Origin of the sequence: Enterobacter sp. 120016, assembly GCF_018383635.1 — a bacterium.
GTDB classification, from domain to species: domain Bacteria; phylum Pseudomonadota; class Gammaproteobacteria; order Enterobacterales; family Enterobacteriaceae; genus Enterobacter; species Enterobacter asburiae_D.
Genome location: NZ_JAHAWC010000016.1, coordinates 36,914 through 50,362, shown reverse-complemented (window position 1 = coordinate 50,362; position 13,449 = coordinate 36,914). Strand labels below are relative to the sequence as shown.

The window sequence follows — 13,449 nt, the reverse complement described above, 5'->3', positions numbered from 1 at the left end:
AGGTTTCTTATGCAAAATTCAGCCCCATTGTTGAGCGTGGTGGTTGCCGTTTATAACGGTGAAGCTTTCCTGGATCAGTTCTTTACCTGCCTTGTGAATCAACGCATCGACAGCATGGAAGTCATTATTGTCAATGACGGCTCTACTGACCGCTCGATGGAGATCGTCGAAAACTGGCGAGAAAAACTGCCGCAGCTGCAGGTCATAGAACAGCAAAACCAGGGCGTATCCATCGCGCGTAACACCGGTCTGGCCGTTGCGACGGGTCAATATCTCTCTTTCCCGGATATTGATGATGTCTTTAAACCCGGCATGTACCAGCGCCTGCTGGAGATGGCCGTCACGCAGGATCTGGATGTCGCCACCTGTAACGGGAACTACGTCTGGGAGAACAACAAGAAGCCCTCACGCCCGATCTTCCCAGAAGACAAACTGGCTTCGACAGGGGTCATGGCTGGCCCGGCGTGGTTAAAAATGGCGCTGGATTCGCGTAAGTTCCTTCACGTCACCTGGTTGAACATCTATCGCCACGACTTTATCCGTAAACACAATTTCCATTTCGAACCCGGTCTGCGCCATCAGGATATCCCGTGGACCACCGAAGTCCTGCTCGCGGCAGAGCGGGTGCAGTACACCAGTGAGCGTTATTACGACTACTACATTCACTCCGCATCGGTGTCCCATATGCCGGACAATGACGACACGCTGATTCGCTCGGCGCGCCACTACATGAAAATCCTGCAGCAGCTCGATGCCATCAATCAGCGTTACCCGGATAAAGTGAAAGGGATCCCTGCCTGCCACTGGCAAATTGCCAAAGAGGGGCTGGGAATTATTCACACCTTCGACAACATGAAGGATGAGAAGAAGAAATCAATGATTATTAAAGAGTTCTTCGACACAGGCATCTGGAAACTCATCTGGAAAAGTGCAAAAAGTCCGCGTCTGCGCTGGCGGCTGGGTCGACGTTATTTCCGTTTGAAACGGTATCTGGCATAAGAGATAGCTTTACCTGGCCTAAATGCTTAGAATTTGCCCGCCGAAACTAAAAAAACGGATAATCGCTTGGAATTGTTGTATACCGCTCTGCTCTACATCATTCAGCCACTGGTGTGGCTGAGACTGTTGCTTCGTAGCCGGAAAGCGCCTGCGTATCGTAAACGCTGGGCTGAACGCTATGGCTTCTGCCGCAATAAAGTCGTACCGGACGGTATTTTGCTGCATTCCGTTTCTGTCGGTGAAACGCTGGCGGCGATCCCGCTGGTTCGCGCCCTGCGTCACCGTTACCCATCGCTGCCGATCACCGTCACGACGATGACGCCGACCGGCTCCGAGCGCGCGTTATCCGCTTTCGGTAAAGACGTGCAGCACGTCTATCTTCCTTACGATCTGCCCTGCGCCATGAATCGTTTCCTCAACACCGTGCGCCCGAAGCTGGTGATCGTGATGGAAACCGAACTGTGGCCGAACATGATTTCCGCCCTGCATGCCCGTAAAATTCCGCTGGTGATTGCCAACGCGCGCCTGTCAGAGCGCTCGGCGAAAGGTTACGGCAAGCTGGGTAAATTTATGCGCCGCCTGCTCAGCAGGATCACGCTGATTGCCGCGCAGAACGAAGAGGACGCGGCGCGCTTTATCGCGCTGGGCCTGAAACGCAACCAGCTTGCGGTAACGGGCAGCCTGAAATTTGATATTTCCGTTACCCCTGAGCTCGCCGCCCGTGCGATCACACTGCGTCGCCAGTGGGCACCACGCCGTCAGGTCTGGATTGCAACCAGTACTCATGATGGCGAAGAAGAGATCATCCTGCAGGCTCACCGCAAGCTGCTGGAAAAATTCCCTGATTTACTGCTGATCCTCGTGCCTCGTCATCCGGAGCGTTTTAAAGATGCCCGCGACATGGTGCAAAAAGGTGGCTTCAGCTACACCCTTCGCAGCAGCGGTGAAATCCCTTCAGGCAGCACCCAGGTGGTGATTGGCGATACGATGGGCGAACTGATGCTGCTGTACGGCATTGCTGACCTCGCGTTTGTCGGTGGCAGCCTGGTCGAGCGCGGCGGTCATAACCCGCTGGAGCCGGCAGCCCACGCCATTCCGGTGCTGATGGGGCCGCACACGTTTAACTTCAAAGATATCTGCGCGAAATTACAGCAGGCCGATGGTTTAATTACCGTGACCGATGCAGATTCGGTGGTCAAAGAGGTCTCGACCCTTCTGACTGACGAAGATTATCGCCTGTGGTACGGGCGTCATGCCGTCGAAGTGCTGCACCAGAACCAGGGCGCACTGACCCGTCTGCTGCAGCTTCTGCAACCTTATCTGCCCCAGCGGAGCCACTAATGTCAACGCGTCTGTCGGTCGTGATGATCGCCAAAAACGCCGCCGACCTGCTTCCGGATTGCCTGGCGTCGGTTGCCTGGGCTGACGAGATAGTCATTCTTGACTCCGGAAGTACGGACAACACGGTGGACGTTGCCCGGGCAGCGGGCGCAAAAGTCTTTGTCGACGCTGACTGGCAGGGCTATGGCATCCAGCGCCAGCGCGCGCAGGGGTATGCCACAGGTGATTATGTCCTGATGCTCGATACTGACGAGCGCATTACGCCAGAACTTCAGCAGGCCATTCAGGCGGTGCTTTCCTCGCCCCAGCCTGGCGCCGTATACAGCATTGCCCGCCGCAACTACTTCCTTGGCCGTTTTATGCGCCACAGCGGCTGGTATCCCGATCGCGTGATGCGCCTCTACGAGCGCGAGCGGTATCAGTACAACGACAATCTGGTCCATGAATCCCTGAGCTGCGATAGCGCCCAGGTGATCCCCCTGACGGGCGACCTGTTGCACCTGACCTGTCGGGATTTCGCCAGCTTCCAGCGTAAACAGCTCAACTATGCCACCGCATGGGCGCAGGAGCGTCACCAGCGCGGCAAGAAAGCCTCGCTGACGGGTATCTTCACCCACACGCTGGGCGCGTTCCTGAAAACGCTGCTGCTGCGTGGTGGCGTACTGGACGGCAAACAGGGCTGGTTACTCGCGGTAGTAAATGCCCAGTATACTTTCAACAAATACACCGAGCTGTGGGCGCTCTGCCGCGGCTACTCAGAGAAAACGTGAGCCATGAGCACAAAAGCGATTTATCCGGGTACCTTCGATCCGATCACCAACGGTCATCTTGATATCATCACCCGTGCGGCGTGCATGTTCGACAAGGTGATCCTGGCCATTGCCGCCAGCCCCAGCAAAAAGCCGATGTTTGACCTCAACGAGCGCGTAAAGCTCGCCACCGATGCCATTTCGCACCTGCCGAACGTTGAGGTGGTCGGGTTTAGCGACCTGATGGCTAACTTCGCCCGCGCTCAGCAGGCAAACATTCTGATCCGTGGTTTACGCGCGGTCGCAGACTTCGAGTATGAGATGCAGCTGGCGCACATGAACCGCCACCTGATGCCGGAGCTGGAGAGCGTGTTCCTGATGCCCTCCAAAGAGTGGTCGTTTATCTCTTCTACGCTGGTAAAAGAGGTGGCGCGTCATCACGGCGATGTCACCCATTTCCTGCCGACTAACGTCCACCAGGCATTGATGGAAAAGCTAAAGTAACCCTATTTCTGGCACTGACGGCAGTAGAACGTGGCGCGCTGGGCGTGCTTCGTGGCAATAACGGGCGTGCCGCAGACTCTGCACGGTTCGCCTTTACGGCCATACACCTGAAGCTCCTGGGCAAAATAGCCCGGCTTGCCGTCACTCTGCAGGAAGTCCTTCAACGTTGTCCCGCCCTGCTCAATAGAGCGCAGCAGTACCGCCTTAATGACCCGGACCAGCAGCTCACACTCCTGCGCAGACAGCGAAGAGGCCAGCCGATCGGGATGGATCCCGGCCGCGAACAGCGATTCGCTGGCATAGATATTCCCCACGCCGACCACCAGCTTGTTATCCATCAGCCAGGGCTTAATCGGGCTTTTCTTCTTCGCACACTTCGCCTTGAGGTATTCCGCATTAAACGCGTCTGAAAGCGGTTCCGGGCCCAGATGTGCCAGCACGTTATGTCCTTCCAGCTCCTTCGTCCACAGCCACGCGCCAAAGCGCCGTGGGTCGGTGTAACGGAGCACTTTGCCGTTGCTCATCACCAGATCGACGTGGTCGTGCTTTTCCGCAGGCAGTTCTTCGGTAAGAATGCGCAGGCTCCCGGACATCCCCAGATGGATAATAATCCAGCCGTCGGGCAGCTCCAGCAGCAGGTATTTCGCGCGACGCTGTACGCTAAGGACGGGTTTATCGCTCAGGGCATGGATCTCATCGGACACCGGCCAGCGCAGACGTCCATTGCGGACCACCGCGTGAAGAATCGTTGCGCCGACCAGATGGGGCTCAATGCCGCGACGGCTGGTTTCTACCTCAGGTAATTCAGGCATGGTTCCTCCGTTGAGATACAGAATGCAAAAAACCCCGCAGTTGCGGGGTTTTTCGATACAAGGAGACTAAAATTATTTGATTTTAGCTTCTTTGTACAGTACGTGCTGGCGTACAACTGGATCGAATTTTTTCAGTTCCAGTTTTTCCGGCTTAGTACGTTTGTTCTTCGTGGTGGTGTAGAAGTGACCTGTACCAGCAGAAGAAACCAGCTTGATTTTCTCGCGAATACCTTTAGCCATGATTTATTTCCTCTTTAAGTACTTAGTACTTTTCGCCACGGGCACGCAGTTCGGACAGAACTGTATCGATGCCTTTCTTATCGATTACACGCATACCTTTAGCAGATACGCGCAGGGTGACAAAACGCTTCTCGCTCTCAACCCAGAAACGGTGAGAGTGCAGGTTCGGCAGGAAACGGCGTTTAGTCGCGTTCAGTGCGTGGGAACGGTTGTTACCGGTCACCGGACGCTTGCCAGTAACTTGGCAGACTCGGGACATGTCTATTCTCCAAAAATCAAATTAGCTCGAGCTTCGTATGGGGTATCGGCGCCTCGTCAGGCTTTACAGCCCGGTCATCGCATAGTTCTAAGTGAACTCTCGATTGCCAGGCCCAAATGCCAAACCCGAGATTCTCAAAGGTGGCGTAGTATACGCTGACTCGGCGGTGTGCTCAAGTCCCGAACAGACAAAGATCCCGATGGATCGCGAGAAATAGCCTAAATCCAGCCATGTTCTGCGAAAGAAATGTACTCACCGCGGCCAATTATCAGATGGTCCAGCACACGAATGTCCATGAATTGACAGCATTTGATAATGCGTTCGGTGATTTCTTTGTCCGCTCTGCTCGGTTCTGCACAGCCAGAGGGGTGATTATGCGCGAGGATCACGCCCGCTGCATTCACTTTTATCGCTTCCCGCACAATTTCTCGCGGATGCACCTCAACGTGGCTCAACGTGCCCGCAAAGAGACAGCTATGTTTCAGCACCCGATTTCTGTTATCGACAAAGATCACCATAAAGATCTCGCGTTCAATATCGGTTAACTGGCTTTGCAGGAATTCGCGCGTCATCGCGGGCGTCAGGATCGGCTCTTCCTTCTCCATGCGGACATTGTAAAAACGGCGGGCAAGTTCAGCAATGCCCCTCAACTGGGCATATTTCGCCACGCCGATCCCCTCAACGTGCTTAAACTGCGACAGATCGGCGGTCAGTAAACCGTACAGCGAACCGAAATGTGCTATCAGCTCTTTTGCCAGCGTAAATACCGTCTTTCCTGGCGTGCCGGTACGTAAAAAGAGCGCCAGCAGTTCATCGTCTTTTAACAGGGTGACGCCATAGCGCAGCAGTTTTTCGCGTGGCAGCAGCAGCTCATCCTCTTCTTCCATGCTCTTTCTCCCTTTTTTAACCTTATGCTGCCACAGGCCAACTCGTCGCTCGACGGCCACATTGCGTTCTTGCGTAGCGCCTCGCAAAGTGGTCGAAGGACAAAATCACCCCGCTTTGGGGATTGTGATAAAATGCCCGCTCTCTGGTGAAACCCAACAGGAAAGAATCATGATGAGCCTGGCCGGTAAAAAAATCGTTCTTGGCGTGAGCGGCGGCATTGCTGCCTACAAAGCGCCGGAGCTGGTGCGTCGTCTTCGCGAGCGCGGGGCAGATGTGCGGGTCGCGATAACCGAAGGCGGTAAAGCCTTTATCACCCCCCTGAGCCTGCAGGCCGTTTCAGGATACCCGGTATCTGACAGCCTGCTCGATCCGGCCGCCGAAGCCGCGATGGGCCATATTGAGCTGGGTAAATGGGCTGACCTGGTTATCCTCGCCCCCGCCACGGCTGATTTAATCGCTCGGGTGGCGGCCGGTATGGCAAACGACCTGGTCTCTACCATTTGTCTGGCCACGCCTGCGCCTGTTGCCGTCGTTCCTGCCATGAACCAGCAGATGTACCGTAACGCGGCCACCCAGCACAATCTCGAGACGCTGGCTTCACGCGGCCTGCTTATCTGGGGTCCGGACAGCGGCAGCCAGGCCTGCGGCGATGTTGGCCCGGGTCGCATGCTTGACCCGCTGACGATTGTTGATATGGCCGCAGCCCATTTTTCGCCTGTCAACGATCTGCAACATCTCAACATCATGATTACCGCGGGCCCGACGCGCGAGCCGCTGGATCCGGTGCGCTACATCACCAACCACAGCTCCGGCAAAATGGGCTTTGCGATTGCCGCCGCCGCCGCAAGGCGTGGCGCGCACGTCACGCTGGTGAGCGGCCCGGTATCGCTGCCTACCCCTGCGTTTGTGAAGCGAATTGACGTTACCACCGCGCTGGAGATGGAAGCCGCCGTGCAGGCACATGCGCAAAGCCAGCAGATTTTTATCGGCTGTGCGGCCGTCGCAGACTATCGTGCCGAGACGATCGCTGAGGCTAAAATTAAAAAGCAAGGCGATGAATTAACACTAAAAATGGTGAAAAACCCGGACATTGTTGCCGGTGTCGCCGCACTAAAAAGCCATCGTCCATACGTTGTTGGGTTTGCCGCAGAAACGAATAATGTGGAAGAATATGCCCGGCAAAAACGTACCCGCAAAAACCTCGATTTGATTTGCGCGAACGACGTATCGCTGGCCACACAAGGATTTAACAGCGACAGCAACGCACTGCACCTTTTCTGGCAGGATGGAGATAAAGTCTTACCGCTTGAGCGCAAGGAACTCCTGGGCCAACAATTACTCGACGAGATCGTTACCCGTTATGATGAAAAAAATCGACGTTAAGATTCTGGACCCGCGTGTTGGCGAGCAATTCCCGCTGCCAACCTATGCCACCTCCGGCTCTGCCGGTCTTGACCTGCGCGCCTGTCTCGATGACGCCGTAGAACTGGCTCCGGGTGTCACTACCCTGGTTCCAACTGGTCTGGCAATTCACATTGCTGACCCGTCGCTGGCAGCGGTGATCCTGCCGCGTTCTGGCCTGGGCCATAAGCACGGCGTTGTGCTGGGTAACCTGGTCGGCCTGATCGACTCCGACTACCAGGGTCAGCTGATGGTCTCCGTCTGGAACCGTGGTCAGGACAGCTTCACCATTGAACCGGGCGAGCGTATCGCACAGATGGTCTTTGTACCGGTGGTACAGGCAGAATTTAACCTGGTGGCAGACTTTGACACCACCGACCGTGGCGAAGGCGGCTTCGGCCATTCCGGGCGCAAATAACGGCCCGAAAGACACGTATCTCACAGCGTTATAATGCAATAACAAACCGCAAACGCCAGTTTGCGGTCGCTGTGTGGATGCCAGCCTGGCAAGTGCTTATTTTCAGGGGTATTTTGTAACATGGCAGAAAAACAAACCGCGAAAAGGAATCGTCGCGAAGAAATACTTCAATCTCTGGCTCTGATGCTTGAATCCAGCGATGGCAGTCAACGCATCACCACCGCTAAACTGGCCGCCTCTGTGGGCGTGTCTGAGGCGGCGCTGTACCGTCATTTTCCGAGCAAGACCCGGATGTTCGACAGCCTGATCGAGTTTATTGAAGACAGCCTGATCACGCGCATCAACCTGATTCTGAAAGACGAAAAAGACACCACCGCGCGTCTGCGTCTGATTGTGCTGTTAATCCTGGGCTTCGGTGAACGCAATCCGGGCTTAACCCGTATCCTCACCGGCCACGCGCTGATGTTTGAGCAGGACAGACTGCAGGGCCGCATTAACCAGCTTTTCGAACGTATTGAAGCGCAGCTGCGCCAGGTACTGCGCGAAAAGAAAATGCGTGAAGGGGAAGGTTACAGCATTGATGAAACGCTGCTGGCAAGCCAGATTCTGGCGTTTTGTGAAGGGATGCTCTCCCGCTTTGTGCGCAGCGAGTTCAAATACTGTCCAACGGACGATTTTGATGCCCGCTGGCCGTTAGTGGCCGCTCAGTTGCAGTAACATCGTTGCCGGATGGCGGCTTCGCCTTATCCGGCCTACGAAATGCGCAGGCCCGGTAAGCGTCGCGCCACCGGGCAATTTAACTACACTCCGAACTCTTCCCGGTACGCACGTACCGCCGCCAGATGGTCCGCCATCTCAGGCTTCTCTTCCAGATACGCAATCAGGTCTTTCAGGGTGATAATCGACGTCACTTTGCAGCCGTAATCGCGCTCGACTTCCTGAATAGCGGAAATTTCCCCGCGACCACGCTCCTGACGATCCAGAGAAATCAGCACCCCAGCAAGCGTCGCACCGTTGGCCTGAATAATCTCCATCGATTCGCGGATCGCCGTACCCGCGGTGATCACATCGTCGACCAGCATGACGCGGCCCTGCAGCGCGCTGCCGACCAGATTCCCGCCTTCACCGTGGGTTTTGGCCTCTTTGCGGTTAAAGCAGTACGGTACGTCGCGGTCATGGTGTTCCGCCAGCGCCACCGCGGTGGTGGTCGCAATCGGAATGCCTTTATAGGCCGGGCCAAACAGCAGGTCAAAATCAATCCCGGAATCCACCAGCGCTTCGGCATAGAAACGGCCTAACAATGCCAGATCGCGCCCGGTATTAAACAGCCCGGCGTTGAAGAAATAGGGACTCTTACGCCCGGATTTCAGCGTAAATTCGCCAAACTTAAGTACCTGCTTGTTAAGCGCAAACTCAATAAACTGGCGCTGATACGATTTCATGGATTTGCTCCTTTGGTTTTTCTGTCTTACAGGCAAAAAAAAGGCGACTCATTGGTCGCCTTTAAAATCAATTTTCTAACGCCGCTTTCTGCGTCGTTACAATGGATTCGATGCCCCCTCGGGCCAGCGCCAGCAGGGAGAGAAGTTCTTCGTGGGTGAACGGCTCGCCTTCCGCCGTGCCCTGCACCTCAATGATGCGACCGTCTTCGGTCATCACCACGTTCATGTCGGTTTCGGCTGCGGAATCTTCAACGTATTCCAGATCGCAAAGCGCTTCACCGTTAACGATACCGACAGAAACCGCCGCAACCATGCCTTTCATTGGGTTGGTTTTCAGCTTACCGGCAGCAACCAGCTTGCTCAGGGCATCGGCCAGCGCTACGCAGGCACCGGTAATGGATGCGGTACGCGTACCGCCGTCAGCCTGAATCACGTCGCAGTCCAGCGTGATGGTGAATTCGCCGAGGATTTTCAGGTCAACGGCGGCGCGCAGCGCACGCGCGATCAGGCGCTGAATCTCCATGGTACGACCGCCCTGCTTACCCTTTGCCGCTTCACGGGCATTACGGGTATGGGTCGCACGCGGCAGCATGCCGTATTCTGCGGTGATCCAGCCCTGGCCCTGACCTTTCAGGAAGCGCGGAACGCCTTCTTCGATGGAGGCGGTGCACAGCACTTTAGTGTCACCAAACTCAACCAGCACGGAGCCTTCAGCGTGTTTTGTATAGTTACGGGTCAGGGTGACGGGACGCACCTGATTGGCGCTACGGCCTGATGGACGCATGATGGATTCTCCGGCTTGAAACGAATGTGGCTGCGCATTATACGGATAAAGGACGCTTATTCCTATCCTGAGAAGCCCCCGAAAGCTATAATCCCCCCATCTCTCCTTTAAAAACGGGAATGTCTATGATCCGCAGTATGACCGCCTACGCCCGGCGTGAAATCAAGGGTAGCTGGGGCAGCGCTACATGGGAAATGCGCTCGGTAAACCAGCGTTACCTGGAAACGTATTTCCGTATGCCGGAGCAGTTCCGCAGCCTTGAGCCTGTCGTACGTGAGCGTATCCGTAATCGTCTGACGCGCGGGAAAGTGGAATGTAACCTGCGCTTTGAGCCTGATGCCAGCGCACAGGGCGAACTCATCCTCAACGAAAAACTGGCGAAACAGCTCGTGAATGCGGCGAACTGGGTCAAAATGCAGAGCGATGAAGGCGAAATCAACCCGGTTGATATTCTGCGCTGGCCTGGCGTCATGGCCGCCGGTGAGCAGGATCTGGATGCTATTGCCGCTGAAATCCTGGCAGCCCTCGACGGCACGCTGGACGACTTTATCGTTGCCCGCGAAACCGAAGGTCAGGCGCTGAAAGCGATGATTGAGCAGCGCCTTGAAGGCGTGAGCACCGAAGTTGCCAAAGTCCGCACCCATATGCCAGAAGTGCTGCAATGGCAGCGCGAGCGTCTTGTCGCCAAACTGGAAGAAGCGGAAGTTCAGCTGGAAAACACCCGTCTGGAACAAGAGCTGGTGCTGATGGCGCAGCGTATTGATGTCGCTGAAGAGCTGGACCGTCTGGAAGCGCACGTTAAAGAAACCTACAACATTCTGAAGAAGAAAGAAGCTGTGGGTCGCCGTCTGGACTTTATGATGCAGGAGTTCAACCGCGAGTCGAACACCCTGGCGTCTAAGTCGATCAATGCAGAAGTGACGAATTCAGCGATTGAGCTGAAAGTGCTGATTGAGCAGATGCGCGAGCAGATTCAGAATATCGAATAATGCCTTTCGGGTGGTGTCGACTGCACCACCCATTACTATTTCTAATCCATCTCAACGCCCATTTTTGCGCCTCACCGCCTTTCATCAAGCCCACTCAATATAAATTGATAGAAATTTATAGGGCAAACTGACTCGCCTTAGAAAATCTCAATCGTGATCTTGCGCACAAATCGCTAACCTCCCCGCGTTCACACCGGAGGGTATATGCTGCTTCACATCCTTTATCTTATTGGCATCACCGCAGAAGCCATGACCGGCGCACTTGCCGCCGGACGTCGCCGTATGGACACCTTCGGCGTAATCATTATTGCTACCGCGACCGCGCTGGGCGGCGGTTCCGTGCGCGATATCCTGCTTGGCCATTACCCGCTCGGCTGGGTTAAACACCCTGAGTATGTGATTATCGTGGCGACGGCTGCCGTGTTAACCACCATCGTGGCGCCAGTTATGCCCCATCTTCGCCGCCTGTTCCTGGTGCTTGATGCGCTGGGGCTGATCGTCTTTTCGATTATCGGTGCGCAAATCGCGCTCGATATGGGGGAAGGACCGGTTATCGCCACCATTGCTGCCGTGGTCACGGGCGTATTCGGTGGTGTGCTGCGCGATATGTTCTGCAAACGCATCCCCCTGGTCTTTCAAAAAGAGCTGTATGCCGGCATCTCCTTTGCAGCAGCAGTGCTTTATATCGCTCTACAGCATTACGTTTCGAACCATGACGTGGTAGTCATCTCGACGCTGCTGTTTGGCTTTACGGCCCGCATGCTGGCGCTGCGTCTGAAGCTCGGGCTGCCCGTTTTTCATTACAAACACAGCACACACTAGCTTCAGAACCCGTTGATGTGCTGTTCAGCGAGCCATTTCGCCAGCACATCAATCTGAGGCGCGTGCATCCAGTTAACGATTTGTCGCGCTTTCTCCCCTCCCGTTCCCGGCAGGGCCTGCCAGTCCTTTGCGTTGCGCCCGCTCATCTCCTGCCACGATATGTCGCCCATAGCCTTCAGCGAAGCCTGCGTCATTGGCACCCCCAATGCCATGAGCCAGCGGATAAACGGCTTTTCGCGCACCAGATTAAATCGGTGCCAGAGCGCCAGCCCGCGTGCTGAGGAAAACCCCGGTGTGGTCTGCAGCTGCGCCTGTGTTAATAGCAGCCATGAAAAGAGATGTTCAAAACGATGCGCCTGCCAGAGGGTCCGCCAGCCTGATTCGCCTAATCCTTCAATATCAAAGACCTGCTTTGAGCTGAGCCACGTCAGCCGGGCAAAGAACTGCTCCATACACTCCGGCGAAGCATAGAAACAGCTGAGAGCATGATAGCGCGGGGCCGGAGGCTCTGGCTTATGCCTGTCCGTCCCGCGCCAGAGCACCTTATCAAAACGGGGGATACCCTGCCCGGCCAGGCTGATCTGTATCTGGTCCCCCGGGGCAATATCCAGCCTCTGCCAGCGCCCAACCGAGCCCAGACTCACCCGCTGCACCTGTTTATCATCCAGTTGCACGGGTTCCAGCGCTGCTACAACGGAAATTTTGCCCGTTCTCCCTACGGAAAAATGAATATCACTCACCTCAGCGACCTGGGCTGCAGGAGGATATTTCCAAGCGACGACCCAGTTGCCTTCTCCCGGTAACCAGCCTTCGCCCGCGGGTTCATCCTGCGAACGCACCACAATGCCATCCGTGGCAAAGGGTAATGCGGTCGCGTGCCAGGCCGCGCGCTGTTTCTCGACGGTATCAACAGATTTAGCGGGAAGCGTGTACCGTGCCGACAGCGTAAAACCGGCCTGAGACAGTTCAGCTAAAGATGTCTGCATATCTTTCGGTCCGTCCGGCCAGGCCCAGATGAATACGCCGATCATGCTTAATAGCGCGTTATCCTTTTGCCGCATCATCGCCCCCGCCACCTTTGCGCGAGCGTTCATTCCGCCCATCTGGTTCTGAATGTGGTTGTCACGTAACCAGAAAAGCTCGCCCTGTAAGACGCTATTCGCCAGCGCGCCGGTGAGCTTTTGCGGAACCGACGGGATTAAACGCACCTTCTCGGTCCAGTCTTCCCCTTTCAGGCCATCACCGCGGCTGATGGCCTGGGTTAACTCTCCGTCACGATAGACCAACGTTACCGCCACGCCGTCAACTTTCGGCTGCAGCCACAGATGCTGTCGGGCACGCATCCACTGCCTCAGCTCCTCTTTGCTGGCCACCTTATGCACACCCGTGTGGGCAACAGGGTGTTTTACGCTCCCCGTCAGCGCGGGGAGTTTCTCTTCTGAAGGCTCACCGCCAAAACAGCGCTGCCACTGCGTTAATCGCCCGTGAAGCTGGTCGTAAACCTCGTCGTTGATCTCGCTCACGCCCTGCTTCCAGTAAGCCTCATCCCAGCGTTTGATTTGCGCGCTTAACGACGCCATCTCTTTCTCTGCTTTTGCCTGCGACCACACCGGACACACCGCCGCGCCATAGCCACACCACAACAGCATTAACCCGCTTACCCATCGCCACATCGCTACCCCTCCTTTGCATTGCAGGAGGTATACCCGGATGCCTGAAACAACGCTAACGGCAACGTTTCACAATGCGAGACGCTATCCGGGATTTCTTTTGGTTGCTGAAAACCCCAGATAAAACCTGA

Annotated in this window: 16 protein-coding genes; 9 read left to right on the top strand and 7 right to left on the bottom strand. The window is 55.7% G+C overall.

The features are described from left to right. Positions 1–9: 9 nt before the first annotated feature. The 4 genes from KIF87_RS18930 to coaD all read left to right on the top strand — a co-directional run bounded on the left by KIF87_RS18930 (position 10) and on the right by coaD (position 3,593). Positions 10–999 (top strand): glycosyltransferase, encoded by a 990-nt coding sequence (locus KIF87_RS18930; protein ID WP_213330105.1) that lies wholly within the window; start codon positions 10–12, stop codon positions 997–999. 66 nt (positions 1,000–1,065) lie between these two features. After that, positions 1,066–2,340, top strand: a complete 1,275-nt coding sequence (gene waaA, locus KIF87_RS18925; RefSeq protein WP_159515243.1) for a lipid IV(A) 3-deoxy-D-manno-octulosonic acid transferase — start codon at positions 1,066–1,068, stop codon at positions 2,338–2,340. Then, the gene (locus tag KIF87_RS18920) at positions 2,340–3,110 is read left to right on the top strand and encodes a glycosyltransferase family 2 protein (protein WP_032661926.1); all 771 of its coding nucleotides are present in this window, start codon (positions 2,340–2,342) and stop codon (positions 3,108–3,110) included. The genes waaA and KIF87_RS18920 overlap by 1 nt, the downstream gene beginning before the upstream one ends. A gap of 3 nt (positions 3,111–3,113) precedes the next feature. Further along, positions 3,114–3,593, top strand: a complete 480-nt coding sequence (coaD, locus tag KIF87_RS18915) for a pantetheine-phosphate adenylyltransferase (RefSeq protein ID WP_032661930.1) — start codon at positions 3,114–3,116, stop codon at positions 3,591–3,593. Between the two features lie 2 nt (positions 3,594–3,595). On the opposite strand, the gene mutM is transcribed toward coaD, so the two are convergent. The 4 genes from mutM to radC all read right to left on the bottom strand — a co-directional run bounded on the left by mutM (position 3,596) and on the right by radC (position 5,791). Further along, positions 3,596–4,405: a bifunctional DNA-formamidopyrimidine glycosylase/DNA-(apurinic or apyrimidinic site) lyase gene (mutM, locus tag KIF87_RS18910; RefSeq protein ID WP_023309890.1), complete on the bottom strand. Its 810-nt coding sequence runs from the start codon at positions 4,403–4,405 to the stop codon at positions 3,596–3,598. 72 nt (positions 4,406–4,477) lie between these two features. Beyond that, entirely contained in the window at positions 4,478–4,645 is a 168-nt protein-coding gene (gene rpmG, locus KIF87_RS18905; protein WP_003024094.1) for a 50S ribosomal protein L33, read from the bottom strand. Between the two features lie 22 nt (positions 4,646–4,667). Beyond that, on the bottom strand, positions 4,668–4,904 hold the full coding sequence (gene rpmB / locus KIF87_RS18900) for a 50S ribosomal protein L28 (protein ID WP_002436699.1): 237 nt from the start codon (positions 4,902–4,904) through the stop codon (positions 4,668–4,670). 218 nt (positions 4,905–5,122) lie between these two features. Beyond that, positions 5,123–5,791 carry a RadC family protein gene (gene radC / locus KIF87_RS18895; RefSeq protein ID WP_213330103.1) on the bottom strand — a complete coding sequence of 223 codons (669 nt, stop codon included), beginning with the start codon at positions 5,789–5,791 and terminating at the stop codon, positions 5,123–5,125. Between the two features lie 172 nt (positions 5,792–5,963). On the opposite strand from radC, the gene coaBC reads away from it, so the two are divergent. The 3 genes from coaBC (at position 5,964) to slmA (ending at position 8,328) form a co-directional block, all read left to right on the top strand. Further along, positions 5,964–7,175, top strand: a complete 1,212-nt coding sequence (gene coaBC / locus KIF87_RS18890) for a bifunctional phosphopantothenoylcysteine decarboxylase/phosphopantothenate--cysteine ligase CoaBC (RefSeq protein WP_029740800.1) — start codon at positions 5,964–5,966, stop codon at positions 7,173–7,175. Continuing rightward, positions 7,153–7,611: a dUTP diphosphatase gene (gene dut / locus KIF87_RS18885; protein ID WP_213330101.1), complete on the top strand. Its 459-nt coding sequence runs from the start codon at positions 7,153–7,155 to the stop codon at positions 7,609–7,611. The genes coaBC and dut overlap by 23 nt, the downstream gene beginning before the upstream one ends. A gap of 120 nt (positions 7,612–7,731) precedes the next feature. Then, positions 7,732–8,328 (top strand): nucleoid occlusion factor SlmA, encoded by a 597-nt coding sequence (gene slmA / locus KIF87_RS18880; protein WP_024906630.1) that lies wholly within the window; start codon positions 7,732–7,734, stop codon positions 8,326–8,328. Positions 8,329–8,411: 83 nt separating this feature from the next. On the opposite strand, the gene pyrE is transcribed toward slmA, so the two are convergent. Both pyrE and rph read right to left on the bottom strand, forming a co-directional pair. After that, the gene (gene pyrE, locus KIF87_RS18875; protein ID WP_120158955.1) at positions 8,412–9,053 is read right to left on the bottom strand and encodes an orotate phosphoribosyltransferase; all 642 of its coding nucleotides are present in this window, start codon (positions 9,051–9,053) and stop codon (positions 8,412–8,414) included. A gap of 67 nt (positions 9,054–9,120) precedes the next feature. Then, on the bottom strand, positions 9,121–9,837 hold the full coding sequence (rph, locus tag KIF87_RS18870; RefSeq protein ID WP_121932595.1) for a ribonuclease PH: 717 nt from the start codon (positions 9,835–9,837) through the stop codon (positions 9,121–9,123). Positions 9,838–9,962: 125 nt separating this feature from the next. On the opposite strand from rph, the gene KIF87_RS18865 reads away from it, so the two are divergent. Together KIF87_RS18865 and KIF87_RS18860 are read left to right on the top strand one after the other, a co-directional pair. Continuing rightward, a complete protein-coding gene (locus KIF87_RS18865; protein ID WP_063145645.1) occupies positions 9,963–10,826 on the top strand; it encodes a YicC/YloC family endoribonuclease in 864 nt (287 codons plus the stop codon). 204 nt (positions 10,827–11,030) lie between these two features. Next, a complete protein-coding gene (locus tag KIF87_RS18860; RefSeq protein ID WP_048980250.1) occupies positions 11,031–11,648 on the top strand; it encodes a trimeric intracellular cation channel family protein in 618 nt (205 codons plus the stop codon). 2 nt (positions 11,649–11,650) lie between these two features. Here KIF87_RS18860 and ligB read toward each other — a convergent pair whose 3' ends face one another. Further along, on the bottom strand, positions 11,651–13,321 hold the full coding sequence (gene ligB, locus KIF87_RS18855; RefSeq protein ID WP_213330099.1) for an NAD-dependent DNA ligase LigB: 1,671 nt from the start codon (positions 13,319–13,321) through the stop codon (positions 11,651–11,653). Positions 13,322–13,449 lie beyond the last annotated feature (128 nt).

Excerpts from the sequence above, each read along its gene's own strand:
- KIF87_RS18920 (WP_032661926.1), top strand. The coding sequence starts at position 2,340 with ATGTCAACGCGTCTGTCGGTCGTGATGATCGCCAAAAACGCCGCCGAC.
- radC (WP_213330103.1), bottom strand. The coding sequence starts at position 5,791 with ATGGAAGAAGAGGATGAGCTGCTGCTGCCACGCGAAAAACTGCTGCGC.
- pyrE (WP_120158955.1), bottom strand. The coding sequence starts at position 9,053 with ATGAAATCGTATCAGCGCCAGTTTATTGAGTTTGCGCTTAACAAGCAG.
- KIF87_RS18860 (WP_048980250.1), top strand. The coding sequence starts at position 11,031 with ATGCTGCTTCACATCCTTTATCTTATTGGCATCACCGCAGAAGCCATG.
- slmA (WP_024906630.1), top strand. The coding sequence starts at position 7,732 with ATGGCAGAAAAACAAACCGCGAAAAGGAATCGTCGCGAAGAAATACTT.
- ligB (WP_213330099.1), bottom strand. The coding sequence starts at position 13,321 with ATGTGGCGATGGGTAAGCGGGTTAATGCTGTTGTGGTGTGGCTATGGC.
- KIF87_RS18930 (WP_213330105.1), top strand. The coding sequence starts at position 10 with ATGCAAAATTCAGCCCCATTGTTGAGCGTGGTGGTTGCCGTTTATAAC.
- coaBC (WP_029740800.1), top strand. The coding sequence starts at position 5,964 with ATGAGCCTGGCCGGTAAAAAAATCGTTCTTGGCGTGAGCGGCGGCATT.
- rpmB (WP_002436699.1), bottom strand. The coding sequence starts at position 4,904 with ATGTCCCGAGTCTGCCAAGTTACTGGCAAGCGTCCGGTGACCGGTAAC.
- rph (WP_121932595.1), bottom strand. The coding sequence starts at position 9,837 with ATGCGTCCATCAGGCCGTAGCGCCAATCAGGTGCGTCCCGTCACCCTG.
- rpmG (WP_003024094.1), bottom strand. The coding sequence starts at position 4,645 with ATGGCTAAAGGTATTCGCGAGAAAATCAAGCTGGTTTCTTCTGCTGGT.
- dut (WP_213330101.1), top strand. The coding sequence starts at position 7,153 with ATGATGAAAAAAATCGACGTTAAGATTCTGGACCCGCGTGTTGGCGAG.
- mutM (WP_023309890.1), bottom strand. The coding sequence starts at position 4,405 with ATGCCTGAATTACCTGAGGTAGAAACCAGCCGTCGCGGCATTGAGCCC.
- coaD (WP_032661930.1), top strand. The coding sequence starts at position 3,114 with ATGAGCACAAAAGCGATTTATCCGGGTACCTTCGATCCGATCACCAAC.
- KIF87_RS18865 (WP_063145645.1), top strand. The coding sequence starts at position 9,963 with ATGATCCGCAGTATGACCGCCTACGCCCGGCGTGAAATCAAGGGTAGC.